Here is a 25,470-nt window from a genome sequence, read left to right on the forward strand (position 1 = left end):
ACCGCGCAGCCCGACCACTCCGGCTACGCGGCCATCCGCTCGGTGCTGCGCATCCGCCCGTTCCGGCGGCTCTGGATCGTGCTCGGCGCCGCCTCGTTCGGCGACTGGTTCGGTCTGCTCGCCACCTCCGTCTTCGCCGCCTCCCAGGTCGAGGGGAGCACCGCCAAGGGCGCCGCGTTCGGCACGGTCATCGCGATCCGGCTGCTGCCCGCGCTCGTGCTCGGGCCGATCGCCGGCGTGCTCGCCGACCGGTTCGACCGGCGGTGGACCATGGTCATCTGCGACGTGCTGCGATTCGTGCTGTTCGCCTCGATCCCGCTCGTCGCCGTGCTGGGGGCCAGCGGCCCGGTGGTGGTCGGCTGGGCCACCGTCGCCACCTTCCTGATCGAGTCGATCACGCTGCTCTGGATCCCGGCCAAGGAGGCCGCGGTCCCGAACCTGATCCCCCGGGCCCGGCTCGAGGCGGCCAACCAGCTCACCCTCATCACCACGTACGGCCTCACCCCGGTCGTCGCCGCGCTCGTCCTCGCCGCGCTGGACGGCGCGGTCCGGGCCGCCACCGGCGGCGCCGCCCCGGACTGGGCCGAACCGGCCCAGCTCGCGCTCTGGTTCAACGCGCTCTCCCGGCTGGCCACCGCCGTCGTCGTGGCCTTCGGCATCCGCGAGATCAGCCAGGGCCGGGCCGCCGAGCGGGAGCGCGCCGAGCAGACGATGCTGCGCCAGTTCAAGGAGGGCTGGCGGTTCATCGGTCAGACCCCGCTGGTCCGGGGCCTGGTGCTGGGCATCTTCGGCGCCTTCGCCGGCGGCGGCATCGTGATCGGCACCGCCCGGTTCTTCGCCAACTCGCTCGGTGCCGGTGACGCCGCCTTCTACCTGCTGTTCGGCGCCATCTTCATCGGCCTGGCGGTCGGCATCGGGCTCGGCCCGATGATCGTCAAGGACATGTCGCGGCGGCGCTGGTTCGGCATGAGCATCGTGCTGGCCAGCGCGGCGGTGATGACGCTGGCGTTCGCGATCCACCTCTCCATGGCCATGGTCGGCGCCGTTCTGGTCGGCGCGGGCGCCGGGATGGCCTTCCTGGCCGGCACCACGCTGCTCGGTGGCGAGATCGCCGACGAGGTACGCGGCCGGGTCTTCGCGGTCGTCCAGATCGGCACCCGGCTGGTGCTGATCCTGGCCATCGCGCTGAGCAGCCTGCTCGCCGGTGTCGGCGGCTCCCGCCGGTTCGAGATCGCCGACCTGGGCGTGTCGATCTCCTCCACCCGCCTGCTGCTGCTCGCCGCCGGCGCCGCCGGCATCTTCGCCGGGATCAGCGCGTTCGGGCAGATGGACGACAAGAAGGGCGTTCCGGTCCTGGCCGACCTGTGGGGCTCGGTACGCGGGCGTCCGCTGATGCCGGCCGAGCCGTTCGTCTCCGCCGGGCTGTTCGTGGTCTTCGAGGGCGGCGAGGGGGCCGGCAAGTCCACCCAGCTCGCCCTGCTCGCCGGCCGGCTGCGCGACCAGGGCCGGGACGTGGTGGTCACCCGCGAGCCCGGTGCCACGTCGGTCGGCGAGCGGATCCGGTCCCTGCTGCTCGGCCAGCCCGGCTCCGAGGTGCCGTCGCCGCGCGCCGAGGCGCTGCTGTACGCCGCCGACCGGGCCCACCACGTGGCGACCGTGGTCCGGCCGGCGTTGGTGCGGGGTGCCGTGGTGATCAGTGACCGCTACGTCGACTCGTCCCTGGCGTACCAGGGCGCGGGGCGGACCCTGCCCGCCGACGAGGTCTCCTGGCTCTCCTCCTGGGCCACCGGCGGGCTCAAGCCCGACCTGGTGGTGCTCCTCGACGTCGACCCGCGCATCGGCCTGTCCCGGGTGGCCAGCCGCGGCGCGAACCCGGACCATCTCGAGGCGGAGTCGATCGGTTTCCACGAGCGGGTCCGGTACGCCTTCCTCGACCTCGCCGCCGCCGACCCGAAGCGCTACCTGGTGCTGGACGCCTCCCGCTCGCCCGACGAGATCGCCGCCGCGGTGGCCCACCGGATCGACGAGATGCTCGGTGCGCCGGGCGGCATCGTGCACCCGCGCCCGGCGCACGGGCCGGACACCTCGGTGCAGCCCGAGTTATCCGACTCGGAGCTGGTGACGATGGAGCATCGAACTTGATGCCGGACGTCTTCGCCGACCTGGTCGGCCAGGACGAGGCGGTCGACACCCTGCGCCGGGCCGCCGCGGCGGCCGCCGCCGTGCTGCGCGCCGCCGCGCCGGGGCCGGACGACGCCCCGGCCGCCCTCGCGGCGGAGGCGGAGGTGGCGCCCGCCGCCGGCGGCGTCGCGGCCGGCGATCCCGGCGCCGGGATGACCCACGCCTGGATCTTCACCGGGCCGCCCGGATCGGGCCGCTCGGTCGCCGCGCGGGCCTTCGCCGCCGCCCTGCAGTGCGTGCACGGCACCGGCTGCGGCACCTGCCCTGGCTGCCACACCACGATGGCCGGCACTCACGCCGACGTGCGCCTCGTGGTGCCCGAGGGGCTCTCCATCGGCGTCAGCGAGATGCGGGCCCTGGTGCTCCGCGCCGCCAGCACCCCGTCCGGCGGGCGGTGGCAGGTGGTGGTCATCGAGGACGCCGACCGGCTCACCGAGGCCGCCGGCAACGCCCTGCTGAAGGCGATCGAGGAGCCGCCGCCGCGTACCGTCTTCCTGCTCTGCGCCCCGTCCACGCACCCGGACGACATCTCGGTGACCATCCGGTCGCGCTGCCGGGTCGTACCGTTGCGGCAGCCGCCGGCGGACGCGGTGGCCGAGGTGCTGGTCCGGCGGGACGGCATCGCGCCGGACGTGGCGCGGTGGGCGGCGGCGGCCGCCCAGGGGCACGTCGGGCGGGCCCGGCGGCTGGCCCGCGACCCGGAGGCGCGCAAGCGCCGGGACGCGGTGCTCGCGGTGCCGCGGCGGCTGACCGGGGTCGGGGCCGCCTTCGACGCGGCCTCCGCGTTGATCGAGGCGGCCGAGGCGGAGGCCGAGGCCTCGGTGGCGGAGACGGACGCGGCCGAGCGGGCCGCGCTGGAGACGGCCCTGGGTGCCGGCGGCACCGGCCGCGGGGCGGCCGGCGCGATCCGGGGCGCCGCCAGCCAGCTCAAGGACCTGGAGCGGCGGCAGAAGTCGCGGGCCACCCGGGCGCAGCGGGACGCCCTGGACCGGGCCCTGGTGGACCTCGCCGGCTTCTACCGGGACGCCCTCACGATGGCGCTGCGCGCGCCGGTCGAGCCGGTGCACACCGACACCGCCACCGTCGCCGAGGCCGGGGCGCGCAAGTGGGCGGCCGAGGGCGCCCTGCGCCGCCTGGAGGCCGTCCTCGCCTGCCGGACCGCGATCGAGGCGAACGTGAAGCCCCGGATCGCCGTCGAGGCGATGATGCTCGCCCTCTGGAAGGGCTGACCTCCCGCGCGGTTGTGCACAGGCATCGACAGGCGCGATTCCGGTGCGGTACGGTCCGGTGTGCCGATGTGACGGCAGCGCCACGCAGAGTGACATCCGTCCGGGAGGAGTCCGCCGATGCCGCGGGGGGAGATCGACGAAGCCTGGATCGAGGAGGCGGTCCGGCGCTACCGCCGCATCGAGTCCCTCCAGGCCGAGTTCGACCAGGCGGTGACGACGGTGGAGGTCACCGTCCGCTCGCCGGACGGTCTGGTCGAGGTCGTGGTCACCGCCGGCGGGCGGATCACCGACGTGCGCTTCCTCGGTCCGCTGCACAACCGTCATCCGCGTGACGTCGCCGGGTCCGTGCAGGCCGCGGTCGCCGCGGCCGCCGACGCCGCACAGTGGGCGAGGGAGAAGCTGCACAACGAGACCTTCGCCGCCTACCGCCCGCTCGCGGGGGCCTGAGATGGACACCCTGCACGCCCTCGCCGCCCGGCTGGACGCGGCGAGCGAGACACTGGCCGGCCTGTCCCGTGCGGTCCCCGCCACCGACCCGGCGCAGGTCGCCTTCGGCGCCGACGCCGGCGGGCGGCCCGGCGAGATCGGCCGGGCCCTGCACCGGCAGTGGGCGGCCGCGACCGGTGACCGCGCCCGTGAGGCGTACGCCGCCGCGCTGCGGCTGGCCGCCGCCGCGTCCGCGGTACGGGAGGCGGCCGACCGCTACGCCGACGTCGACCGGGCCGCCGCGCGGCGGGTCGCCGGGGAGGCGTGATGGATCCGCTGGACCGGCTCGCCGAGCCCGGCCTCGACCTGCTGCGCCGCGTCGACACCCTGCTCGCCGCCGGTGCGCCCGAGGGCCACCGGGTCTGGCCGCTGCTGCGCCGCATGCAGGTGCTCCCCGGCGAGGCGGTGCGGAGCTTTCTGGACCTGCACCCCGCGCCGCTGGCCGGTGCCGGCCGGTCGGTGCGCCGGCTCGTCCGGGGGTACGACGAGGTGTCCGCCGCCCTCACCGACCCGCTGCTGTGGTCCGGTGCGGCCGCCGCCGCGTACGGGGAGGCCCGCACGGCGCTGCTCCGGCACCTCGACGAGGGGCCGGAGAGCCTGGTGGGGAGACTGGAGTCGACCGCCGGCTATGCCGACGCGCTCGCCGACTGGGTGGAGGGCAGCCGGCGGGCGCTGGCCCGGGCGCTGGCGGACGTGCTGGGGTCGACCGAGGCGGTGGCGGTGGTCGCCGCGACCTCGGTGCCGCTCGCCGTGTCCGCCCCGCGCGCCTCAGCCGGTTCGGAGGCCGCGGAGATCGCCGCACGGGTGCTGGCCGTGCTGTGCGTCGCGTACGACGGGGCGGAGACGATCCTGCGGCAGTGGGGGCCGAGCCTGGCTGAGTCCCGGTGGCGGACGCCGGTCGCCGAGCGGCCGCGGTACGACACCACGACCCGGGTCGGCGGGTAGGAGGTCGGGTCCCGGCCCGCTGGCCGGCCGGTTACATGGCACACGGCGTCGCGCTCGCGAGCCGGTCTCCGGCTCCGGCGGCGACGCCGCGGCCATCCCCTGCACCCCCCGCAGGTCTGTCTTCACTCAACGCTGCGCGACGGTGTTTGTCCCGTGCGTGGCGGCGGAATCAACCGTCCGGACGAGGACATCGGCACGGCGGGACGGCTCACGGGTCAGCCGATTCGATCGATATGGATGGCTGCATGGGGTAGCCGGATCGCGACGCCCGTCCGGCCGCGGCACGCCGCGGGACGTAGGGTGAGGGGATGGGCATGCTGTGCGCGGTCAGCTTCCACCGGTACGGGCGCCTCTACTACCTCGACCCCGGTGACCTCCGGCCGCAGGTGGGCGACAAGGTGCTGGTGCCCACGGACGAAGGGCCCGAGGTGGCCGAGTGCGTCTGGGCCGCCCAGTGGGTCGCCGAGGACACCGCCGGGTTCCCCCGGCTGGCCGGGGTGGCGCAGGAGGAGGACCTGCGCCGCGACGAGTCGCTGCGGCGGCGCAAGGCCGAGGCGAAGGTCGCGGCGAAGCGCCTGATCCGGGAGCACCTCCTGCCGATGAAGGTGGTGGCCGTGGACCACGTGCTCGGCGGCGCGGAGGGCGGCGAGCGGAGCACGATCTACTTCACCGCCCCGCACCGGGTGGACTTCCGGTCACTGGTCCGCGACCTCGGCGCGACGCTGCACTGCCGGGTCGAGCTGCGCCAGCTCTCCGCCCGCGACTCCGCCCGGGTGCAGGGCGGGATCGGGTCCTGCGGGCGGGACCTGTGCTGCGCGACGTTCCTGACCGACTTCGAGCCGGTGACCATCCGGATGGCCAAGGACCAGGACCTGCCGCTCAACCCGTTGCGCATCTCCGGCGCGTGCGGCCGGCTCATGTGCTGCCTGAAGTACGAACACCCCCTGTACGCGAAATTCCAGGAATCCGCCCCGGCGGTCGGCGCCCGCGTCACGACGCCGGAGGGCGAGGGCCGCGTAGTGGGCCACAGCGTCCCGCGAGACGCGGTCACGGTCCGCCTGGACGCCGACGGCTCGCGCTTCAGGTGCTCTCGCGCCGACGTCTGCGGCCCCCGCCAAGCCCACGAAACCCAGCACCCCCGCTGACCCCCGCCCTCTCACCCGACCCGGCGCGGCGGCCCCGTTGATCAAGGAGTTATTGCCGCGCCGACCGACGAATCGCCGCGACAAACTTCGTGATCAACTTGAGGTCTGGTCAGTGGATGACCACCGGGGGTTCGGCCAGGCGGGGGCGCAGGGGGGTGCCGGGGATCAGCCAGGAGGACTCGGCGGACTGGTCGGGATTGATCTGCCAGTCGCGGGACACCCGGTCGATGCCGACCGGATAGATGGTCAAGGTGCCGTCCGGGTCGATCCGCAGGCGGAGGAAGGCCTTCGAGTCCTCGATGCCCTGGCCGGCGAACAGCTCGTTGACGTTCACCCCGAACGCGCCGGCCACCAGCAGGTACGCCGCCACCAGCTGGCTCGCCACCAGTCCGCTGACCGGGCCGTACAGAACCACCGCGGCGACCGCCGACAGCGGCCACTGCCAGTCCTGGAACGGCAGGGCCAGCCACGCCCACGTGCCGGCCGCTGCCAGCCCCACGTGGGCCAGGCCGTGCCCGACGCCGAGGATCCAGTGCCGGGCGTGCCGCTTGCCGCCGGAGCTGGGCGGCTTGGCGAAGAAGGCAGCGCCGAGCAGGGTCACCAACAGCATCGCCACCAGCGGCACGCTGAACAGTCGCTGCTCGGTGCCGTCGGGGTTCGTCACCACTCCGACCATCGCCAGCATCAGCAGCGTGTGCAGGGTGCCGAGCAGGGTGGTGAAGCCCGGGTTGCGCAGCGGCAGCCGGGGGAAGATCCCCCAGGCGTACCGCCGGGACCGCGCCGCGGTCGGATAACGGCCCGCCAACTCGTACGTCTGGGAGGTGCTCGCCCGCCGCGCCAGCGTGTCCTTCGGCGGCACCTCGATCCGCTCCGGCAGCTTGTGCGTCGGGTAGAGGTACGCGCCGCCACTGCCACACGTGATGAGCTGGCGGTCCGGGCCGGCGTACCGGGCGTAGTGGTGCAGATCGCCGGAGATCAGCAGCCGCACCTGCGCGCCGGTCGGCGCGACGATCGTACGGATGAAGTAGTCGACCGAGTCGTACGCCGTGGGGTGGTCGACGGCCTTGACCCACGTCGGCGCCGGCACGGCCAGGATCACCCGGCTCTGCGGCCCCAGCCGCTCCGCCACCGCGTCGAAGTAGGTGAGCTGCGGGTCGTCCAGGTACGAGCCGGACTGGTCGTCCAGGCCGAGCAGCCACCAGTCGGCCGGCAGCCCCACGGCGAAGTACGAGCGGGACTGCCCGGTGTCCCAGCCGCCGAAGTGGCGGTCCCGGGACCGGACGAAGAGACGCAGGAAGGCGGTGAGACCGTCGTACCAGTCGTGGTTGCCGGGGACCGCGAACAGCGTCGGCCGCTCGGGCGGGGTGACCGGCAGCGCGGCCTGGTAAGGGCCCTTGCAACGGTCCTCGTACGCCTCGAACGCCGCCGACGGGTAGACCTGGTCGCCGCCCATCACCAGCACCTGCGCGCGGGGCAGGCGATGCCCGTCCACCTCGAGCTCGCGCTGGGCGAGCAGGTAGGCGACCGAGTACGTGGCGTTGAAGCCGTCGCCCAGGTCGGCCACGTAGTCCAGCCACAGCCCGCCGTCCGGCCCGACCGCGTCGGCGATCCCCGCGTCGAGGGAGTTCTGCAGCTCCCGCTTGTCCAGGTACGCCCCGAAGAGCATCGCCAGCAGCGTCCGGATGCCGGTGCTGATCAGCAGGAACGGTGCCAACCACGGCACCGGCTTGCGCGGGGTGAAGCCCAGCGCGAGAGGATCGGTGCTCCGCGGTCGCCGTGCCGGCCGGCCGCCGGCCGCCTCGCTGGCGTGCGGGTCGTCGTGCGGCGCTCGCCGGTCGGTGTGACGTGCCGGCTCGGAACCGCTGGTGTTGCCGTCCGGCGATCCGGAGGGATGATCGTCCGTCATCCGCCGGAGCGTAGTGGGGTGCGGCCGGTGGCGCTGTCCGGTGGACGTCCGAACGCGCGGCGTGTCCGGAACCGCGACCTGGCGGGGATCCCGTTCGGCGGCACGCCGGGGGTGGCGTACACTTGCTGATCGTTGCCGCCTTAGCTCAGTCGGCTAGAGCGACGCACTCGTAATGCGTAGGTCGACGGTTCGATTCCGTCAGGCGGCTCAGAGTAGAAGCCCAGGTCAACGGCCTGGGCTTCGCCGTTTCCGGAGGTCGATCACGTCGCCGCCGGCCGTGCCAGTCCGCAAATGGTCCGCATCCCGCGCCGCGACCGCCTCGTCCAGCCGGTTGGCAACGGCGTCCAGGTCGTCACCGAACAGCCCCGCGTACACGTCCAGCGTCATCGACGCCGAGGCGTGCCCGAGCATCCGCTGCACCGCCTTGACGTTCGCGCCCGCCGCCACCGCCAGACTCGCCGCCGTGTGCCGCAGGTCGTGGGGAGTCAGCCCGGCCAGCCCGACCGACGCCGCCGCCGGCCCGAAGACCCGAGTCCGGAAGTTGGTGTTGCGCAGCGGCCCGCCGTGCGGGGCGGTGAGCACCAGCTCGTCCCGGCGCTTCCCGGCGACCTGCGCGGCCAGCTCGTCGACGAGGAAGCGCGGGATCGGCACCGACCGGCGCTGGTGGTTCTTCGGCGTGCCCTCCACCAGCTCCCCGCCAACCTCTGCGAACGCCACGGCCACCGTGACCCGACGCCGCAGCAGATCCAGCCGCGACACCCGCAGCGCCGACGCCTCACCCCACCGCAACCCGGGGTAGGCAGGAACCGCACCAGCAGCCCGTAGGAGATCTTCACAGCGTGGCTACCAATCCGTACGGTGGCGGCGTGAACGACGAGGCCGATGATGGTCGGCGAGCAGGCTTGGCCAAGGTTGGGGCAGGCGCGTCACCGGTTGCTGGGCCAGCGACGCTACAGCCGTGCACCGAAACCGGTCCCGGCAGTGAGAGCCAGACGTACGGCGCGGTAACGGTCGAGTATCGCAGCGGCTTGTCGGACGCGGAGATCCGAGGCACCTACGAGGTGGTCGCCCGCGAGTCGGGCTGGAGGTTGGTGTCCGACCCCTCCGACCGACGGCTGCTGTTCGCCTTCTGGCCCAAATACCACGACCACTACTGCCATAAGTTCCCGTAAGGCAATCCCGCTCGTGTCCTTGTCCCGTGCGGCGACCGCCCCGTGGCCTTGACATCACGTGGATGATCGGTCGCATGAGCGTGGCTGATCCAGAGCCGGTGTGGGTCGCCCTGCGCCTGGTTGTCGTCGTACTCGGCCTTGTCCTGGTCATGTTCGGGGTGCGTGTCGCGGCGACACGACGGTTTCCGGTGACCTGGGTGCGGGTTGCGCGTTTGACGGCGAGCCAGCGATCCCAGCCTGTCCGCCACGGTGCTTGTGTCGCCCTGCTCGGTGCGAGCGTGCTCCTCCAGCAGGCACCGTTTCTCGTGCCCGTGCCCATCGCGGTAGGACGTGCTCTGTTCGCGGTGGCCCTACTCCTCGTGATGACTGCGGTGGGAGGGCTCGTCCTGCTCCGGCGCTAGACATCGAGCATGAGCACGTCCAGGTCGGTCACCGAGCGGGACCGTGTCCTACGGTTCGGGGACTGCCCGGCGAGTGGCCGCCGAGGCCGGTGACAGCTTGCGCAGGAGTCGGCCGACCACCTTCGGGGGTCAGGAGGTTGCCTGCTCGCTGTCGAACTGCTCGCTGTACGCGGCCGCGCCCCGTACCGAGTCCACCGCGAAGGCCACATGCCCAACGGGGATCCGACCGTCGACGGCGGCGACGACCTCCGCGGCTGCGGCCAGGCTGAAGCCGCCGCACAGCTCGATCAGGGCAACTCCCTCCTCGACGAGGGCGGCCGCCGCGCTGGGAGCCAGCGTCGCCTCCGGCACCGGCACCAGGAACGTCCGCTGCCCGCCACGGTCGATGACCACGCGGTCCGCAACCGGATCGGTATCGGGTTGTTCGAAGATGTACGCCCAACTGACGGTCACGTCACGTCTCCAGTCCTCATCACGGATCCCCGATCCGGTTCACCTTCGGTGCGCGGCGGCCGACACGCGTGCAGGAGAACCTAGGAGCTCAAGTCAGGTTGAGGTCAAGGCGGGACGCCGGCAGTGCAGCCAGTCGGGGCGCAGGCCGGCAAGCACGCCCCGGCCGCCGATTGACAATCGATAGGTTCTAGCTGATAGTCGATGTGTGTTCACAGAACGTCGGGCGGTAGCCGCCCTCCGGGTCTTCCTCGTCCTGCTGTTCGGGATCCTGGTGCTGCTCCAGACCATGTCGCTGCCCGGGCAGTTCGCGCACATGGCCGAGGAGTCCCCCGATTTCGCGTACCTCAGGTGGCCGGCGACGGCCGTGTCGGTGTTCCTGGTGCTGTGTGTCCAGGTGGTGATCGTGTCCACCTGGAAGCTGCTCACCCGGGTCAAGAACGACCGCATCTTCAGCGAGGACTCCCTCGTGTGGGTGGACGCGATCGTGTGGGCGATCGGTGCCGCGTGGGTGGTGCTGCTCGGCGTGTTCCTCTACGTCGGCTTCAACGCTGAAGACCCCGGACTGCCGCTCCTGCTGCTCCTGATGGTCGTGGGTGTCACCGTGCTGGGGCTCCTGATGGTGGTCATGCGCGCGCTGCTGCGGCAGGCCACCACGCTGCGCACCGACATGGAGGCGGTGATCTGATGCCCATCGTCGTGCGCATCGACGTCGAGCTGGCCAAGCGCAAGATGAGCGTCGGTGAGTTTGCCGAGCGGGTCGGGCTCACCCCGGCGAACGTGGCCGTGCTGAAGAACGGCCGCGCCAAGGCCGTCCGCTTCAGCACTCTGGAAGCGATGTGCCGGGTGCTCGGCTGCCAGCCCGGCGACCTGCTCGAGTACGTCGAGGAATGAACCGGCCGGAGAAGGAGTCCGTCATGAGCTACGTCCTCGCCGCCCTCGCCGTCGCGGTCGGCGTCGCCGCCATCGTGTACGGCGAGGGCGACGACTCGCCCGGCCTCCAGCTGATCGGCGTCGTGCTGGTCGTCGGCGCCGTCGTGCTCGCCGTGCGGGCCGCCCGACGCCGCCGGTAGCCCGGTCAGCGGGCGCGATCGGTGATCGCGGCCTCGATCCGCAGGCCGATTCCGGTCACGACCAGGAAGGCCGCGAGGATCTGCGGCTCGTGCCCGTCGTAGTCACTGCCGCTCGTGAGCAACGAGATCACGAAGCCGGCGAACAGCGACAGGGTGCCGAACGCCCGTACGGTGTCGGCCCGGGACGATCTGAAATTCATTCCTCCGAATCTAGAGCCCTTCGGTTCTTGTCGGACCGGCGGCGCCGGGACGAGAATCGATCCATGCCTGTGAAGACGCACGTCCCGCGTCTCGCCTGGGACGCGGCCCGGGCCGTCGTCGGTGCCCCGGACGACCCGGCGCGGACGGTTCGTTACGCCGACTGGCTCGACGCGCACGCCGGCCAGCCCTACGGGCAGCTGGTGCGCGAGTCCCGCGACCGCCTGATCGCACGCCACGACCTGGAGTCGAGGGCCGTGGAGTCGGGCGTCTGGCGGGTGCGGTTCGACGACCTCCTCCACGACCGGCCGGACCTGGTCGATCCACTGGCGAACCTGCTCCAGGAGCGCCGGGCCGCCTGACGCCGGCTGCCGCCCCGGCGACCCCCAGTGCCGGTGGTGGCAGCTCGTGCCCCTTGCCGGCAAGAAGTGAACGGTGATTCAATTCTTGCGTGGCGTACCGGACGACCGAGCGGGTCAAGGCTCGGCTCACCGCGTCGCGCGAGCGGACGATCGCGGCGGCGCTGGAGATCATGGCCGAGCACGGTTACGCCGGCTGCACGGTCGCGGCCGTCGCCGAGCGGGCCGGCATCGCCACCGGCAGCGTCTACCGGCACTTCCCCACCAAGGCCGAGCTGTTCGCCGAGGTGTTCCGGGCGGCGTCGCAGCGGGAGATCCACGCCGTCGCCCGCGCGGCCGGCCGGGAGCGTACGGCGGCCGCCCGGCTGTCCGCCGTCGTCGCGACCTTCGCCGGTCGTGCGCTGCAGTCGCCGCGCCTGGCGTACGCGCTGCTGGCCGAACCCGTCGACCCGGCGGTCGACGCGCAGCGGCTGGTCTTCCGCCGGGCCCACGCCGAGCTGATCGCCGGCTATGTGGCCGACGGCGTGGCGTCCGGCGAGCTGCCCCCGCAGGACCCGGAGCTGACCGCCACCGCGCTGGTCGGCGCCCTCGCCGAGGCCATGGTCGGCCCGCTGGCCGCCGGGGTGGCCGGCCCGGACACCATCCCCGGCCTCACCCGATTCATCCACCGCGCACTGGGAGTGTCATCGTGACCACGCACGAGGTGTTCAACCAGGTACCGCCGCTGGTCGGCTACGACGCGGCGGACGACCCGGCGCTGCTGACGGGGGTCGAGCGGGAGGGTGCCGGCTGGGCGATCGGCGAGCTGCACGAGCTCGGCCGGCTCGGGGGCGGAGCGGAGGCGATCGAGCACGGGCGGCTGGCCAACGAGTACCCGCCGGTGCTGCGGACCCACGACCGGTACGGCCACCGGGTGGACGAGGTGGAGTTCCACCCCTCCTGGCACGAGCTGATGCGGACCGCCGTCACCCACGGCCTGCACGCCGCGCCCTGGGCCGACGACCGGCCGGGCGCACACGTCGCCCGCGCCGCGAAGTTCTACACGTGGCGGCCGGATGCCGGCCACGGCTGCCCGATCTCGATGACGTACGCGGCCGTGCCCGCGCTGCGGCACGCACCGGAGCTGGCCGAGCGGTACGAGCCGCTGCTGGCCGCGTCCACCTACGACCCGGGGCTGCGGTCACCGCTGGGCAAGCGGGGGCTGCTGGCCGGCATGTCGATGACCGAGAAGCAGGGCGGCTCCGACGTCCGCGCCAACACCACCACCGCCCGGCCCGAACCGGACGGCACCTACCGGCTCGTCGGGCACAAGTGGTTCACCTCGGCGCCGATGTGCGACCTCTTCCTCACCCTCGCCCAGGCGCCCGGTGGGCTCACCTGCTTCCTGGTGCCCCGGGTGCTGCCCGACGGCACCCGCAACCCGATGCGGCTGATGCGGCTCAAGGACAAGCTCGGCAACCGGTCGAACGCCTCGTCGGAGGTCGAGTACGAGCACGCGCTCGCCTGGCGGGTCGGCGACGAGGGCCGCGGCGTCCGCACGATCATCGACATGGTCAACCTGACCCGGCTCGACTGCCTCATCGGCGCCGCCGCCGGGATGCGGCAGGGGCTCATCACGGCCGCCCACCATGTGGCGCACCGGCAGGCGTTCGGCCGCTACCTGGTCGACCAGCCGCTGATGCGCAACGTCCTGGCCGACCTGGCGGTCGAGTCCGAGGCGGCCACCGTACTCATGCTGCGGCTGGCGGGCGCGACGGACCGTTCGGCGCGGGGTGACGCCGGGGAGACCGCGGTCAAGCGGCTCGCCCTCGCGGTCGGCAAGTACTGGGTCTGCAAGCGCTGGCCCGGGCACGCGGCCGAGGCCCTGGAGTGCCTGGGCGGCAACGGGTACGTGGAGGAGTCCGGCATGCCCCGGCTGTTCCGCGAGTCGCCGCTGAACTCGATCTGGGAGGGCTCGGGCAACGTGGCCGCGCTGGACGTCCTGCGGGCCCTGACCCGGGAGCCGCAGGTCCTGGCCGCGTTCGAGGCCGAGGTGGACGCGGCGGCCGGCGGAGACGCGCGGCTGGACGCCGCGGTCCGGCGGCTGCGCGCGGACCTGACCGACCCGGCCGAGGCGGAACTGCGGGCCCGGCACCTGGTGGAGCGCCTGGCCCTCGTCCTGCAGGGCTCGCTGCTGGTCCGGCACGGTCACCCGGCCGTCGCCGACGCGTTCTGCGCGTCCCGGCTGGGCGGCGAGCACGGCTACGCGTACGGGACGCTGCCGGCCGGCGTCGACCACGCCGCGATCATCGACCGGGCGACGCCGAAGCTGGGCTGACGACATTGATGACAGTCAACCGCATCCGGTTGACTGCCGAACGCGGGGACCGCCCGGCGGACCCCTGACGATGAGTTCCGGTGCGCGGGCTGGTCCATCCTGGGTGTCCCGTCCCAGCCTGGAGGTCAGTCACGTGCCGAACGCACCCGTCGTCGTCAGCCTGCCCACCGCCGACCGCGCCGTCTCGTACCGCTTCTACGTCGAGGCCCTCGGCCTGGCCGCGATCGGCGAGCCGGCCGACGACGGCCTCCCGGAGCCCTTGCAGTTCGTCGTCAACGACGGGCTCCGCCTCATGTTCATTCCCACCGGCGGTTTCGGCTGGGTGACCAGCCCGCACCAGGTCACGGCCCCGGGGACGAACGAGTGCCTGCTCAGCTTCGCCGTCGCGACCGAGGCCGAGGTGGACGGGGCCGTCGAGCGGGCGCGGGCCGCCGGGGCGCGGGTCACGCTCGCCCCGGGCCCACAACCCTGGGGGTACGCGGGCACGTTCGCCGACCCGGACGGCCACCTGTGGATGGTGACGGTCCAGCCGCGGGCGGCCTGACTCGGACGCGCCGGGAACTGATCGCCGGCGTGGGCCGGGCGGACAGCACTGACCGGGCCCGGCAGACCGGGCCCGGTCAGGCGAAACGGTGGTCAGCTGCCGCGGCGCGGCTCGGGCGGGTAGGTGGCGACGCCGCTCTCCGGGACATCGGTGACCACGTACTCCGGCTCCGTGGTCGGCGTCGGCTCGTCCTCGTCGCCGGAGCGGTGCTTCGCCGCGGCCGCCGCCCCCGCGGCCGCCGCGCCGGCCACCGCCGCGCCGGCGGCCACGGCCTTGCCGGAGACGCCGGCCTTGCCACTGTCACCCTGGGTGCCGGCCGCGTACTCGACGCCCGGCGTACCGACACCGGCACCCGTGTCGACGGTGCCGCGCCAGGCGCCGGTCTCGGCACCCTGGCTCTCGATGAACGACTTGAACTTCGCCAGGTCCGACTCGGCCTGCCGCTCGACGACGTTCAGCTTGTCGCCGGCCTTCTCGACCAGGCCCTCCGGCTCGTACTCCAGGTGCAGCCGGACCATTGTGCGGTCGGTGCCGACCGGCTGGAAGTAGACGGCGCCGGCGTTGGTCGCGCCCTCGGTCGCCGCCCAGGCGACCTTGCGGTCCGGCACCTGCTCCAGGATCGTGGCGTCCCACTCGCGCCGGACGCCGGCGATCTCGGCGATCCAGTGCATCCGCCGGTCGTCGAGCTGGCGAACCTCGCGGACGCCGCCCATGAACTTCGGGAACTCCTCGAACTGCGTCCACTGGTTGTAGGCGGTGCGGACGGGCACCCGCACCTCGATGGACTTCTCGACCTTCGTGGTCATGGGTTTGAACCTCCTGGTCAGCTCCGACCGCCCGGCACGTTCGACGAACACCGGCGGGGGCGGTCCGTCAAAGGGAAGTCAGTACCCTCGGCTGCCAGCTCAAACGTGACCGTGGTCAGACGTACAGGCGGCGGGCGTACTCCGGGCCGTAGTGGCGCTCCAGGTCGGCCAGGCTCTCCGCCGGCGCCTCGACCTCCTTGACCAGCCGCGCCCGGGACGGCAGCACCTCCGGCGCCCAGGTCTCCGGCCGCCACAGCTCCGACCGGAGGAACGCCTTCGCGCAGTGGTAGAAGATCTGCTCGATCTCGACCACCACCGCGAGCACCGGCCGGTGCCCGTTGACCGTCATGTCGTCGAAGTAGGGAGCGTCGCGGACCAGCCGGGCCCGCCCGTTGATCCGCAGGGTGTCGGTGCGCCTGGGAATCAGGGAGATCAACCCGACGTGCGGATTGTCCAGGATGTTGCGGTAGCCGTCGGCGCGCTTGTTGCCGGGCCGCTCCGGGACGGCGATCGTCGTGTCGTCCAGCACCCGGACGAAGCCGGGCGGGTCGCCCTTCGGCGAGACGTCGCAGGTGCCGTCCGCACCCGCCGTGGCGATCAGGCAGAACGGGGAAGCGGCCAGCCACTGCCGGTCCCGCTCGTGCAGCCGTGTCCGCTCCTTCGCGGCGGCCCGGGGCGCCGGGACGCCCAACAGCTCCCGTAGCTCCTCGTGAGTCGTGATCTGCACCGTCACGCGACCCTCCCCCCGTCCGTTGAACCCAGGTGGCGGCATGGCCCGCCACCGACAGCCTAGGCGGTCCGAGCAGGGCGAGGTTTGCCCGCCGCGAGCACGGGTACCGCCTTCCCGACCTGCCAGCGGACCGAACTGTGGAGGCCCGGCCATGGAGAGCCGTATCAAGGTGCTGGGTCACCCCGTCCACCCGATGCTGGTGACGTTCCCGGTCGCCCTGTTCGTGACCGCGGTGCTCTTCGACGTCATCAATACCGTCGGCGGCCCCGACTTCCTCGGCGAGGTCGCGTACTGGAACATCGCCGTCGGCCTGATCGGCGGCCTGCTGGCCGCGGCCGCCGGAGCCGTCGACCTGCTCGCCATCCCCACCGGCACGCGTGCGAAGCGGGTGGGGGTCACGCACGCCGCCGCGAACCTGGCGGTGGTCCTGCTCTTCGCCGCGGTCTGGGTGGTCCGGCTCAACGCCGACTCCCGGGACGCCGGCGGCGCGCTGATCGCGATCGAGGTCGTCGCCCTGGCCATCCTCGGGGTCAGCGCCTGGCTCGGTGGGGAACTGGTCGACCGGCTCGGCGTCGGCGTGGACCGCGAGGCCAACCTGAACGCGCCCAGTTCCCTGCGGTCCCCGTCGGCCAGCCGGATCGGCGAGGCGTCATGAGCGGGCGCGGGCCGGGACGGGACGGAGGGCCGGCATGAGCGAACAGAGCGGTGGTGCGTCCGGCCGGGGCTGGCGTGGCCGGCAGCAGGGCTGGGACCCGATGGGGGAGCTGCAGTCGCTGCGGTCCGAGCTGAGCCGGCTCGTCGGCGGCCGTTCCGGCCCACCCGACCTGGAGTTGAACGAGACGGCCGACGGCTGGGAGGTCGTCGTCCGCCTGCCCGGCGTCGCGCCCGAGGAGGTGGCGGTCGAGCTGGACGACCGCGAGCTGTGCGTCCGGGCCCGGTCGGAGGCCGAGGTCAACGCCGACCACGGCATCCCGGGCGGCTTCGAGACCCGTGGCTTCGAGTACCGGGTGGACCTGCCGTCCCGGGTCGACCCGGACGCCATCGACGCGGTGATGGACCACGGCCTGCTCCGGGTCCGGCTGCCCCGGGCCGCCCGGCCCGCGCCGCGCACCATCACCGTCGGCCGCACCGGCGTCCGCGGCCCCACCACCGGTACGCCGAAGCCGGTCGACCCGGCCGCGGACCGGGAGCTGCACCAGCCGGACACCGAGATCGACCGGCCGTAGGGGTCGCGTGGTCGCCCCGCACCTGCTCGGCCCGGTCGCCGAGCGCGTACCCGACGTCGAGCGGATCGCCGTGCTGCGGGCCAACGCGCTCGGTGACTTCATCTTCGTCCTGCCGGCGCTGGAGGCGCTGCGGTCCGCGTACCCGGAAGCGGAGATCGTGCTGCTCGGCGCGCCGTGGCACGCGAAGCTGTGGCGCGACCGGCCCGGCCCGGTGGACCGCGTCCTGGTGATCCCGCCCGCGCCGGGGATCCGCTCCCCGGAGCCCGGCGAGCCCGAGTCGGCGCTGGCGGACTTCCTCGCGGCCGCCCGCAAGGAGCGCTTCGACCTGGCGTTGCAGGTCCACGGCGGCGGCGCCAACTCCAACCCGGTCGTCGCCGGCCTGGGCGCGCGGGTCACCGCCGGCCTGCGCGCCGACGACGCGCCGCCGCTGGACCGCTGGCTCCGGTACGTCTACTACCAGCACGAGGTGATCCGCTACCTGGAGGTGGCGGCGCTGGTGGGCGCGCCGGCCACGACGATCGTCCCGACCCTCGCCGTCACCGACGCCGACCGCGCCGAGGCGGCCGAGGTGCTCGGCCCCGCGGACCGGCCCCGCGTCGCGCTGCACCCGGGCGCCACCGACCCGCGGCGACGCTGGCCGCCGGAGCGGTTCGCGGAGGTGGCCCGGGAGCTGCACGGCGACGGGTACGAGGTGCTGGTCACCGGCACGCCCGCCGAGCAGGAGGTGGTGGACCGGGTGGTCACGGTGGCCGGGGTGGCGGTACGGCCGCTGGTCGGCGTGCTCAGTCTGGGCGGGCTCGCCGGCGCCTACGCCGGCTGCGCGCTGGTGATCTCCAACGACACCGGCCCGGTGCACCTGGCGGCGGCCCTGGGCACCGCGACCGTCGGCGTCTACTGGGTCGGCAACCTCATCAACACGGCCAACCCGCTGCGCGGCCGGCACCGCCCGATCAGCTCGTGGCGGGTGCACTGCCCGGTCTGCGGTGTCGACTGCACCCCGGGCATTTACCCGCACCGCCCGGGGGACGGCGAGTGCGCGCACCGCGACTCGTTCGTGGCCGACGTGCCGACGATCGAGGTGCTGGAGGCCGCCCGCGAACTGCTCGCCTGAGGGCGGTCAGGCGGGCTGGGGAGCGTCCTCCCCGAGGAGCACCTCCCACGCCTCCACCTCGCGCTCGGTGACCGTGGTCGGCGACTCCAGGTGGTACGCCCCGCTGGGCAGGACGCCGGCGCCGCCGTGCCGCTCCAGCACGGCGAGCTGGGCGGCGACGTCCTCGCCCTGGTGGTTCTCCTGCACCCGCTGCCAGAAGTCGAAGCCGCCCGCGTCCACCAGCTTCGTCCGGTCGTACAGCACGCACCCGCCGATCCAGGAGACCTTGTACGCCCGCCAGGCCCCCGGCGGCAGGTCCAGCTGCTCGGTCACGTGCAGCAGGTTCGCGGCCGGGTGGATCGACGCGCGCTGCCACTCCGGGGTGCCCGGTCGGACCCGCTCCGGCACCGGCGGCCCGTCCCACTCCTCGTAGTGCCGGTGCGTCTCCGGCCGAACGTCGTCGACGTACGACAGACCGTGCACGGCGTTGCCGACGAAGCCGCAGCCCAGCTCCCCGATCACGGTGACCAGCCGGCGCAGCGTCCCCGGTTCCAGCCACACGTCGTCGTCGAGGCAGAGCACGTACCGGGCGGCCGAGGCGGCCAGCAGCGAGGCGCGGTGCTCGGCCAGGCCACGCCGGGGCAGCCGGCGGGTCAGCAGCACCGGGTGTCCCCGGTGGCGCAGCGCCCGGACCATGGTCGCCGCCGCCGGATGCGCGTATGCGGGCTCGCCGTCGGACTGGTCGCTGACCACCACCCCGAAGTCCCCCACGCCCTCCTGCGCGGCCAACCCGGACAGGGTGACCGCCAGTTCGGCCGGCCGGTTCCGGGTGGGGATCAGGACGTCGAGCTGCCGGTCGGCGCGGAACCGGTCGGGCGCGCCGAGGTCGAGCGGTCGGTTCACGCCTGCTCCGTCACCGTCGAGTGGGCGCCGTGGGCGCGGATCCGGTCGATGATCGCCGAGGTGGAGCGGTCCGCCACGTACCCGAGGGTGCGTACCTGGCCGCCGAGCCGGCGCACGAGCGGTGCCTCCGGCACCATCTCCGGCGGGTAGTCGCCGCCCTTGACGTAGACGTCGGGCCGTACGGTCTCGATGAGCCGGGCCGGGGAGTCCTCCTCGAAGACCACCACATGGTCCACGCAGGACAGTGCCGCCAGCAGGGCCACGCGGTCCTCGACCGGGTTCACCGGCCGGTCCGCGCCTTTCAGGCGACGTACGCTGCCGTCGGAGTTCACCGCCACCACCAGCAGGTCGCCGAGCGCGCGGGCCTGCTCCAGGTACCGGACGTGGCCCGGGTGCAGCACGTCGAAGCAGCCGTTGGTGAAGACCACCGAGCGGCCGGCCCGGCGGTGTTGCCCGACGATCGTCGCCAGCTCGGTGGCGTCGACGACCGCCGGCCGGCCCTCGTCGACCGGGGAGTCGAGCGCGGTGAGCAGGTCCGTCCGCCGGCACACGCAGGTGCCCGTCTCGGAGACCGTGATGGTGGCCGCGAGCTGGGCGAGCTGCGCGGCGGTCGGCAGCGGCGCGTCGGCCGCCAGCGCGAGCGTCATCGCCGCCAGGTACGCGTCACCGGCGCCGACGGCGTGGCTCGCCGGCACCGGGGTGCTATGGCTGCGGCTGGGCTCGCCGTCGGGCCCGGCGACCACCGCGCCGTCGGTGTCCAGGGTGACCGCCACGACGTCCGCGCCGGTGTGCTCCCGCAGCTCGGCCAGGCGTGACTCGGCGAGCACCGCCCGGTCCACGCCCTCGCCCCCGCCCACGGTCAGCCCCGTGCCGGCGACGCTGAGCCCGTCGCCGGTCAGGGCGATCCGGTCCTCGCCGGGGCCGGGCTCGCCGGTCGGCCCGAGGTGCCCGGCGCCGCCGGGGCCGCTGATCCCGCCGGTGGTCCCGGGGCCGGCGGCTGCCAGGCGGGTGGTGTCCCCGGCGAGGCCGAGGCGGGCGGACGAGCCGTCGCCGGGCGCCACGCCCACGGTCAGCTCGGACGGGCCGTCGGACGGGTCGCCGTCGGGGTGGTCCAGGTGCAGGTCGTCGCCGGCCGGCCGGGCCGCCGCGCGGGCGAGCAGCCGGGTGGCCTCGGCGAAGCTCGGGGTGACCACCGTGGGCGCGAGGCCGCGCCAGTCCGCGAGGTCGTGCGCGTCGAGCGCGACGGTCGCGTACCGCTCCCGGTTGTTCACCAGCCAGGAGCGTACCGGCGCGGGCAGGGCGCCCAGCGCGTAGTCGCAGACCACCAGCGTCGGGGCCTCGCCACCCGCGGCGCGCAGCTCCTCGGTGGCGCAGTCCAGCGCGGTGAGCAGCCGGGCCACCCCCTCGTGGTCGAGCGGGTCGTCCGGGTCGCCGGAGTCCTCCCGGAGCAGGATCTGGTTGCCGGCGAGCATCCGCCGCTTCACCGGCGTCGGGCGGCTCGGATGGCTGACCGTCCGGTCCCAGACGCCCGCCCGGTCCAGGCAGTCGTGCAGCTCGTCGCCGGCCACGTCCGCGCCGACTGGTGCGACCAGCGCGGCCCGTCCGCCGAGCGCGGCGATGTTCACGGCGGTGTTCGCCGCCCCGCCGGCTGCGGAGATCCGCCGGCGCAGAGTGAGCACCGGGGCCGGCGCCTCCCGGCAGAGCCGGTCGGACTCGGCGAACCGCCACTCGTCGAGCATCGCGTCCCCGAGGACCAGGACGGGGCGCCCCAGCCAGCTCTCCACCACGGCGGCGAGCCGGCGCTGTTCCGCTGCTGCTCCTGCCATGCCCTTCGGGGTCCCCCCGGTCCGCCGGGTCAAACCTGGCGTGACGGCCGCCGCGTTTCGTGCCGGAGGCGGCGGGAACCGACGAAAGGTAACCCCGGAGAGGAGAAGGATCGAGATGGCAGCGACGACACTTGAGGGCAAGCGGATCGCGTTCCTCGCCGCCGACGGCGTGGAGGAGGTGGAGTACACCCAGCCCCGCGAAGCGGTGGAGCAGGCCGGTGCGACGGTCGAGCTGGTCTCGCTGAAGCCCGGGTCGATCCAGTCCGTCAACCATCTGGACCAGAGCAAGACGTACGACGTCGACGTGACCGCGGCCGACGCGGACGCCGGGCGGTACGACGCGCTGGTGCTGCCGGGCGGTGTGGCCAACCCGGACTTCCTGCGCACGGACCCGGATGCGGTGCGCTTCGTGAGGGCGTTCTTCGAGGCCGGCAAGCCGGTCGGGGTGATCTGCCACGGGCCGTGGACGCTGGTCGAGGCGGACGTGGTGCGCGGCCGCCGGATCACGAGCTGGCCGAGCCTGCGTACCGACCTGACGAACGCCGGCGCGACCTGGGTCGACGAGCCGGTGGTGACGGACAACGGCCTGGTCAGCAGCCGCAAGCCCGACGACCTCCCGGCCTTCTGCGCCAAGATCATCGAGGAGTTCGCCGAAGGCCCGCACTGAGCACGCCCCCGAGCCCGGGGGTGCCGTACGCCGGCACTCCCCGGGCTCGGCCAGCCCTACGCGCAGGTGGCGGTCGGTGTGGTGTTGTTGCCGTTCTTGTAGAGGGTGATGCCGAAGTTGTTGCCGTTGCCGTTGGGTCGGGCCGTCAGCGTGCCGGAGGTGCCCGAGATGGAGGCGTTCCAGCTGTTCTGCAGGCTCTGGCCGCCGTTCAGCCTGATGGTGACGGTCCAGGAGGTCTTGCCGCTGACCGACATGTTCACGTTGAACCGGTCGTTCCACTCCTGGCCGCGGTTGACGCTGACGGTGCAGCTGCCGGAGCCGCCGCCGGGGGTGGTCGGCGGCGGGTTGACGACGCCGCCCTCGCTGACGGTGATGTTCGAGCTGCCGTTGCTCTGGTAGCCCTCGACGGCCATGATCTGGTAGTTGTGCGTGCCGAGGTTCAGGCCGAAGTTGCGCCACGCGTTGAAGTGGTTGGCGACGGTGATGGTGCCGCTGCTGCGCTTCTGCTGGCGGACGCTCCAGTACTGGTAGAACGTCGCGGTCCCGTCGATCGACGGCGCGTTGACCCGCTGGGTGCGGTAGATGTCGTAGGTGCCGCCGTCGCTGCTCACCGAGCCGAGCCGGGTCGCGCCGGTGCTGGGGTTGTAGCTGCCGAAGTTCTCCACGACGTAGTACTCGATGAGCGGGTTCCTGGTCCATCCGTACAGGGCCAGGTAACCGTTGCCGTTCGGGCTGAAGGTGCCGGAGTAGTTGACGACCCGGTTGCTGCTGCCGGGGTTCCAGCCCTTGCCGCCGACCCAGTTGTTGATGCCGCTCATCTGGACCCGGAAGTTGCCGCCGGCACCCAGCGTCATCGTGACGTTGCCGCTGTCCTTCCAGTACGAGAAGAAGTAGCCGTTGTGCGTGCCCGTCGTGTTGGACGTGATGACCCGGTCCGCCTCGGCGTGCGCGGTGCCGGCCCACATCGCGCCGGTCACGGCTAGCGCGACCGCGGAGGCGGCACCGACGACGAGCTTGATCGCCCTGCGGGTGCGACGCCTGGGGTGAGCGGGAGCCTCGGACATGTCCATGTACCTCCTTGTGGAGCCCGGCCGGCAGGCCAGGCGGTGTGGCGACACCGACGACGCGGTCCGTGGCCGGTGCGGAGCGGCGGCGGTGGCCCGGCCGGCCCGGCGCCGGGGCCCGGCCGAACAAACCGACGTTCATAGATGTTTCGATGAAAGACTGTCGCGTGACGGCGTGGTCATGTCAATAACTTCCGGGAAACTTCCGGGACGCTTCCGGAGCGACGATAATGGGTATTCGCAGGTCACTGACCAGGGCGGCGTCGCATCACCGATGACCGGGCGGCCAGACCAGCTGTGCAATGAGTGAAAATTCCGGATGCCTTCCGGTGGTCTGGTAACGCCGCGCCGCCGCTCGTCCTGCCGCCCGGAGCGCATGGTCCCGGCCCGATCCGTCGGGACCGGAGCGGTAGTGGCGCAGCGGGCTCGGCGCGCATGTTCCGGGCAGGCCGGGAAAGAACCCGGAATGACGACCCAGACCGCGGTGCTGACCGCGCGCCAGATCCGGCTGCTGATGCTCGGCCTGATGACCGGCATGCTGCTGGCCGCGCTGGACCAGACCATCGTGGGCACCGCCCTGCCGACCATCGTCGGCGAACTGGGCGGGATCAACCACTACTCGTGGGTGGTGACGGCGTACCTGCTCGCGTCGACCGCCTCGACCCCGCTCTACGGCAAGATGGCCGACCTGTACGGACGCCGGCCGGTCTTCCTCTTCTCGATCGGGACGTTCCTGCTCGGCTCGCTGCTCGCCGGCCTGTCGCAGGACATGACCCAGCTGATCGTCACCCGGGGTGTGCAGGGCCTGGGCGCCGGTGGTCTGCTGACACTCGCGTTCACCATCATCTCGGACGTGGTGTCGCCCCGGGAGCGGGGCCGTTACCAGGGCCTCTTCGGCGCGGTCTTCGGGGTCTCGTCGGTGGCCGGCCCGCTGGTCGGCGGGTACTTCGCCGAGACCGACTGGCGGTGGATCTTCTACATCAACGTGCCGCTGGCGATCCTGGCCATCGTGGTGTGCTCGCGGGTGCTGCGGCTGGTCCCCTTCGAGCGCCGGAAGCACGCGATCGACTGGGTCGGCGCGGCGCTGCTGGTGGCCGGGGTGAGCAGCCTGCTGCTCGCGTTGAGCTGGGGCGGCAACGAGTACGCCTGGAGCTCCGGCGTGATCATCGGGCTCTTCGTCGCCGGGGCGGTGCTGGGGACGCTGTTCGTCCTCCAGGAGGCCCGCGTGGCCGAGCCGATCCTGCCGCTGCGGCTGTTCCGCAGCGCGACCTTCGCCCTGGCCAACTCGGCGGGCTTCGTGCTGGGCCTGGTGATGTTCGGGTCGATCATCTTCATTCCGCTCTACCTGCAGATCGTCAAGGGCGCCTCGCCGACCCGCAGCGGCCTGCTGATGCTGCCGATGATGGCCGGGGTCATCGTCACCTCGGTGCTGACCGGCCGGGCGATGAGCCGGATCGGCCGCTACAAGTGGTTCCCGGTCGCCGGGTCGGTGGTGCTGCTGGCCGGGATGCTGCTCTTCACCCGACTCGAGGTACGGACGTCCCTCTGGATCGCCTTCGGCTTCATGGTGGTGATCGGTATCAGCCTCGGCCTGTGCATGCAGTCGCTGGTCCTCGCGGTGCAGAACGCGGTGTCGACGCGGGACCTGGGCGCGGGCACCTCCGCCGCGACGTTCTTCCGGTCGCTGGGCGGGTCGTTCGGGGTGGCCATCCTCGGCGCGGTGCTGTCGTCCCGGCTCACGTCCGAACTGGCCGGCCGGCTGCCCGGCGCGATCGCCCAGCTCCCGCCCGAGCAGCGGGCCGCGGTGGCGGCGAGCGGCGGCGCCGACGTGTCGGTCAACGATCCGGCCACCATCCTCGCGCTGCCCGGGCCGGTGCGGGAGGCCGTCCAGGGATCCTTCGTGACGGCGCTGGACCTGGTGTTCCTCACCGCCGGGCTGATCGCGATCGTGGCGGTGCTGGTCACGCTGCTGCTGCCGGACGAGAAGCTGCGCGGGGCGGGGCCGCGGGGCGCGACCGGTGGCACCGACGGCCTGGGCGGTGTGGCGCCGGCGGCCGGCGGCAAGCCGCTGGCGAGGGAGTCGAAGGAGGAGGCCGCCGCCGACATGGAGGCCAGGTCGCAGACCCTGCTGTGACCGGAAGCCGGGCGCGGACGGCGGGTGGCTCGTACGCGCCGGCGGGCGCGGCGGTGCTGCGTCGTCGGACGGCAGGTGGCGGGGTTGCCGTTACTTCAGGATCAGGCGGTTGGTCTGCTCGAAGACGTCCAGGTCGGCCAGGGTCTCCGGGACGCTGGCCGACAGCGGGCTCGGCAGGTGCGTGCGGTGGAAGAAACCGGCGTCGCTGGTCTCGTCGGTGACCCGGGCGAGCTCACCGTCCCACTCCTCGACCCGGAACGCGGTGGTGAAGATCTGGTAGGTGTGCCCGTACATGTTGGTGTGGGTCCGGTCCGGGCCGGTGTAGAGGGCGAACGCGCTCACCCGCAGGGCGCGCAGCCCGGTCTCCTCGCGGACCTCGCGGACCGCGCAGTCGGCGATCGACTCGCCCAGCTCCATCGCCCCCGCCGGCATGGCCCACTGGCCGTTGTCGGAGCGCTGGATCAGCAGGACGCGGCCGGCGTTGTCCCGGACCACCGCGCGGGCCCCGACGAACATCAGCGTCCGGTCCCCGGCGAGGGCGCGCAGCTGCCCGACGTAGGAGTCTGCCCAGGAGATGCTCACCCGGACAATCTACGCAGCTTCCCCGGGTTGGTCCGG

Annotated in this window: 28 protein-coding genes, 1 tRNA gene and 2 pseudogenes; 21 read left to right on the forward strand and 10 right to left on the reverse strand. The window is 73.2% G+C overall.

Annotated features, from left to right (window positions below; all coding sequences use genetic code 11):
* Window positions 1–51: 51 nt before the first annotated feature.
* From tmk to EV376_RS07220, 6 genes are all read left to right on the forward strand, one after another.
* A complete protein-coding gene (tmk, locus tag EV376_RS07195) occupies window positions 52–2,142 on the forward strand; it encodes a dTMP kinase (RefSeq protein ID WP_486482876.1) in 2,091 nt (696 codons plus the stop codon).
* Entirely contained in the window at window positions 2,142–3,410 is a 1,269-nt protein-coding gene (locus tag EV376_RS07200) for a DNA polymerase III subunit delta' (protein ID WP_130321350.1), read from the forward strand. Before tmk ends, EV376_RS07200 begins: the two co-directional genes overlap by 1 nt.
* A 117-nt stretch (window positions 3,411–3,527) precedes the next feature.
* The gene (locus EV376_RS07205; protein ID WP_130321351.1) at window positions 3,528–3,857 is read left to right on the forward strand and encodes a YbaB/EbfC family nucleoid-associated protein; all 330 of its coding nucleotides are present in this window, start codon (window positions 3,528–3,530) and stop codon (window positions 3,855–3,857) included.
* Window position 3,858: 1 nt separating this feature from the next.
* The gene (locus EV376_RS07210; RefSeq protein ID WP_130321352.1) at window positions 3,859–4,164 is read left to right on the forward strand and encodes a hypothetical protein; all 306 of its coding nucleotides are present in this window, start codon (window positions 3,859–3,861) and stop codon (window positions 4,162–4,164) included.
* Window positions 4,164–4,841, forward strand: coding sequence for a hypothetical protein (locus EV376_RS07215; protein ID WP_130321353.1), 678 nt, complete (start codon window positions 4,164–4,166; stop codon window positions 4,839–4,841). The genes EV376_RS07210 and EV376_RS07215 overlap by 1 nt, the downstream gene beginning before the upstream one ends.
* Window positions 4,842–5,149: 308 nt before the next feature.
* Window positions 5,150–5,986, forward strand: coding sequence for a regulatory iron-sulfur-containing complex subunit RicT (locus EV376_RS07220; protein WP_130321354.1), 837 nt, complete (start codon window positions 5,150–5,152; stop codon window positions 5,984–5,986).
* 109 nt (window positions 5,987–6,095) lie between these two features.
* Here the strand turns inward: EV376_RS07220 and EV376_RS07225 are convergent, their stop codons facing one another.
* The gene (locus tag EV376_RS07225) at window positions 6,096–7,892 is read right to left on the reverse strand and encodes a metallophosphoesterase family protein (protein WP_486482547.1); all 1,797 of its coding nucleotides are present in this window, start codon (window positions 7,890–7,892) and stop codon (window positions 6,096–6,098) included.
* A gap of 134 nt (window positions 7,893–8,026) precedes the next feature.
* Here EV376_RS07225 and EV376_RS07230 point away from each other — a divergent pair.
* A tRNA-Thr gene (locus tag EV376_RS07230) sits at window positions 8,027–8,100 on the forward strand.
* Between the two features lie 17 nt (window positions 8,101–8,117).
* Here the strand turns inward: EV376_RS07230 and EV376_RS07235 are convergent.
* On the reverse strand, window positions 8,118–8,681 hold the full coding sequence (locus EV376_RS07235; protein WP_130321355.1) for a tyrosine-type recombinase/integrase: 564 nt from the start codon (window positions 8,679–8,681) through the stop codon (window positions 8,118–8,120).
* Between the two features lie 77 nt (window positions 8,682–8,758).
* Here EV376_RS07235 and EV376_RS07240 point away from each other — a divergent pair, with 77 nt between their 5' ends.
* Both EV376_RS07240 and EV376_RS07245 read left to right on the forward strand, forming a co-directional pair.
* Complete coding sequence (locus EV376_RS07240) at window positions 8,759–9,064, forward strand: hypothetical protein (protein ID WP_130321356.1); 306 nt, start codon at window positions 8,759–8,761, stop codon at window positions 9,062–9,064.
* A gap of 74 nt (window positions 9,065–9,138) precedes the next feature.
* Window positions 9,139–9,465 (forward strand): hypothetical protein, encoded by a 327-nt coding sequence (locus tag EV376_RS07245; protein ID WP_130321357.1) that lies wholly within the window; start codon window positions 9,139–9,141, stop codon window positions 9,463–9,465.
* Window positions 9,466–9,594: 129 nt separating this feature from the next.
* Here the strand turns inward: EV376_RS07245 and EV376_RS07250 are convergent, their stop codons facing one another.
* On the reverse strand, window positions 9,595–9,918 hold the full coding sequence (locus EV376_RS07250) for a DUF6506 family protein (RefSeq protein WP_130321358.1): 324 nt from the start codon (window positions 9,916–9,918) through the stop codon (window positions 9,595–9,597).
* A gap of 205 nt (window positions 9,919–10,123) precedes the next feature.
* On the opposite strand from EV376_RS07250, the gene EV376_RS07255 reads away from it, so the two are divergent.
* Genes EV376_RS07255 through EV376_RS30095 form a run of 3 tightly spaced genes read left to right on the forward strand, consistent with a single transcriptional unit; the run spans window position 10,124 to window position 10,988 of the window.
* On the forward strand, window positions 10,124–10,603 hold the full coding sequence (locus EV376_RS07255; protein ID WP_130321359.1) for a DUF2975 domain-containing protein: 480 nt from the start codon (window positions 10,124–10,126) through the stop codon (window positions 10,601–10,603).
* Window positions 10,603–10,809, forward strand: a complete 207-nt coding sequence (locus EV376_RS07260) for a helix-turn-helix domain-containing protein (RefSeq protein WP_130321360.1) — start codon at window positions 10,603–10,605, stop codon at window positions 10,807–10,809. Before EV376_RS07255 ends, EV376_RS07260 begins: the two co-directional genes overlap by 1 nt.
* A 23-nt stretch (window positions 10,810–10,832) precedes the next feature.
* Window positions 10,833–10,988, forward strand: a complete 156-nt coding sequence (locus tag EV376_RS30095; RefSeq protein ID WP_165437963.1) for a hypothetical protein — start codon at window positions 10,833–10,835, stop codon at window positions 10,986–10,988.
* Window positions 10,989–10,993: 5 nt separating this feature from the next.
* On the opposite strand, the gene EV376_RS07265 is transcribed toward EV376_RS30095, so the two are convergent.
* Entirely contained in the window at window positions 10,994–11,188 is a 195-nt protein-coding gene (locus EV376_RS07265) for a hypothetical protein (RefSeq protein ID WP_130321361.1), read from the reverse strand.
* A gap of 63 nt (window positions 11,189–11,251) precedes the next feature.
* On the opposite strand from EV376_RS07265, the gene EV376_RS07270 reads away from it, so the two are divergent.
* The 4 genes from EV376_RS07270 (at window position 11,252) to EV376_RS07285 (ending at window position 14,406) form a co-directional block, all read left to right on the forward strand.
* Complete coding sequence (locus EV376_RS07270) at window positions 11,252–11,548, forward strand: hypothetical protein (protein ID WP_130321362.1); 297 nt, start codon at window positions 11,252–11,254, stop codon at window positions 11,546–11,548.
* Between the two features lie 89 nt (window positions 11,549–11,637).
* Window positions 11,638–12,237 (forward strand): TetR/AcrR family transcriptional regulator, encoded by a 600-nt coding sequence (locus EV376_RS07275; RefSeq protein WP_130321363.1) that lies wholly within the window; start codon window positions 11,638–11,640, stop codon window positions 12,235–12,237.
* Window positions 12,234–13,862, forward strand: coding sequence for an isovaleryl-CoA dehydrogenase (locus EV376_RS07280; protein ID WP_130321364.1), 1,629 nt, complete (start codon window positions 12,234–12,236; stop codon window positions 13,860–13,862). The genes EV376_RS07275 and EV376_RS07280 overlap by 4 nt, the downstream gene beginning before the upstream one ends.
* A gap of 133 nt (window positions 13,863–13,995) precedes the next feature.
* The gene (locus tag EV376_RS07285) at window positions 13,996–14,406 is read left to right on the forward strand and encodes a VOC family protein (RefSeq protein ID WP_207228065.1); all 411 of its coding nucleotides are present in this window, start codon (window positions 13,996–13,998) and stop codon (window positions 14,404–14,406) included.
* A gap of 356 nt (window positions 14,407–14,762) precedes the next feature.
* Here EV376_RS07285 and EV376_RS30760 read toward each other — a convergent pair.
* Together EV376_RS30760 and EV376_RS07295 are read right to left on the reverse strand one after the other, a co-directional pair.
* Window positions 14,763–15,212: pseudogene (locus tag EV376_RS30760) on the reverse strand (SRPBCC family protein); the annotation flags it as partial.
* A gap of 115 nt (window positions 15,213–15,327) precedes the next feature.
* Complete coding sequence (locus tag EV376_RS07295) at window positions 15,328–15,945, reverse strand: pyridoxamine 5'-phosphate oxidase family protein (protein ID WP_130321367.1); 618 nt, start codon at window positions 15,943–15,945, stop codon at window positions 15,328–15,330.
* Between the two features lie 148 nt (window positions 15,946–16,093).
* Here EV376_RS07295 and EV376_RS07300 point away from each other — a divergent pair, with 148 nt between their 5' ends.
* The 3 genes from EV376_RS07300 to EV376_RS07310 are packed head-to-tail and all read left to right on the forward strand — an operon-like array spanning window position 16,094 to window position 18,279.
* Window positions 16,094–16,597 carry a DUF2231 domain-containing protein gene (locus EV376_RS07300; protein ID WP_130321368.1) on the forward strand — a complete coding sequence of 168 codons (504 nt, stop codon included), beginning with the start codon at window positions 16,094–16,096 and terminating at the stop codon, window positions 16,595–16,597.
* Window positions 16,598–16,631: 34 nt separating this feature from the next.
* On the forward strand, window positions 16,632–17,168 hold the full coding sequence (locus EV376_RS07305) for an Hsp20/alpha crystallin family protein (protein ID WP_130321369.1): 537 nt from the start codon (window positions 16,632–16,634) through the stop codon (window positions 17,166–17,168).
* A gap of 7 nt (window positions 17,169–17,175) precedes the next feature.
* Complete coding sequence (locus tag EV376_RS07310) at window positions 17,176–18,279, forward strand: glycosyltransferase family 9 protein (RefSeq protein ID WP_130321370.1); 1,104 nt, start codon at window positions 17,176–17,178, stop codon at window positions 18,277–18,279.
* A gap of 6 nt (window positions 18,280–18,285) precedes the next feature.
* Here EV376_RS07310 and EV376_RS07315 read toward each other — a convergent pair whose 3' ends face one another.
* Entirely contained in the window at window positions 18,286–19,161 is an 876-nt protein-coding gene (locus EV376_RS07315; RefSeq protein WP_130321371.1) for a glycosyltransferase family A protein, read from the reverse strand.
* Window positions 19,158–20,987: pseudogene (gene rfaE2 / locus EV376_RS07320) on the reverse strand (D-glycero-beta-D-manno-heptose 1-phosphate adenylyltransferase). The gene EV376_RS07315 and the pseudogene rfaE2 overlap by 4 nt, the downstream one beginning before the upstream one ends.
* A gap of 115 nt (window positions 20,988–21,102) precedes the next feature.
* Between rfaE2 and EV376_RS07325 the strand changes: the two are divergent.
* Complete coding sequence (locus tag EV376_RS07325) at window positions 21,103–21,654, forward strand: type 1 glutamine amidotransferase domain-containing protein (protein ID WP_130321373.1); 552 nt, start codon at window positions 21,103–21,105, stop codon at window positions 21,652–21,654.
* 56 nt (window positions 21,655–21,710) lie between these two features.
* Here EV376_RS07325 and EV376_RS07330 read toward each other — a convergent pair whose 3' ends face one another.
* Window positions 21,711–22,718, reverse strand: a complete 1,008-nt coding sequence (locus EV376_RS07330; protein WP_130328559.1) for a glycoside hydrolase family 11 protein — start codon at window positions 22,716–22,718, stop codon at window positions 21,711–21,713.
* Between the two features lie 466 nt (window positions 22,719–23,184).
* On the opposite strand from EV376_RS07330, the gene EV376_RS07335 reads away from it, so the two are divergent.
* Window positions 23,185–24,852 (forward strand): MDR family MFS transporter, encoded by a 1,668-nt coding sequence (locus EV376_RS07335; protein ID WP_130321374.1) that lies wholly within the window; start codon window positions 23,185–23,187, stop codon window positions 24,850–24,852.
* Window positions 24,853–24,942: 90 nt separating this feature from the next.
* Here EV376_RS07335 and EV376_RS07340 read toward each other — a convergent pair whose 3' ends face one another.
* A complete protein-coding gene (locus EV376_RS07340) occupies window positions 24,943–25,434 on the reverse strand; it encodes an NUDIX domain-containing protein (RefSeq protein ID WP_130321375.1) in 492 nt (163 codons plus the stop codon).
* Between the last annotated feature and the right edge of the window lie 36 nt (window positions 25,435–25,470).

This window comes from Micromonospora sp. CNZ295 (assembly GCF_004217535.1).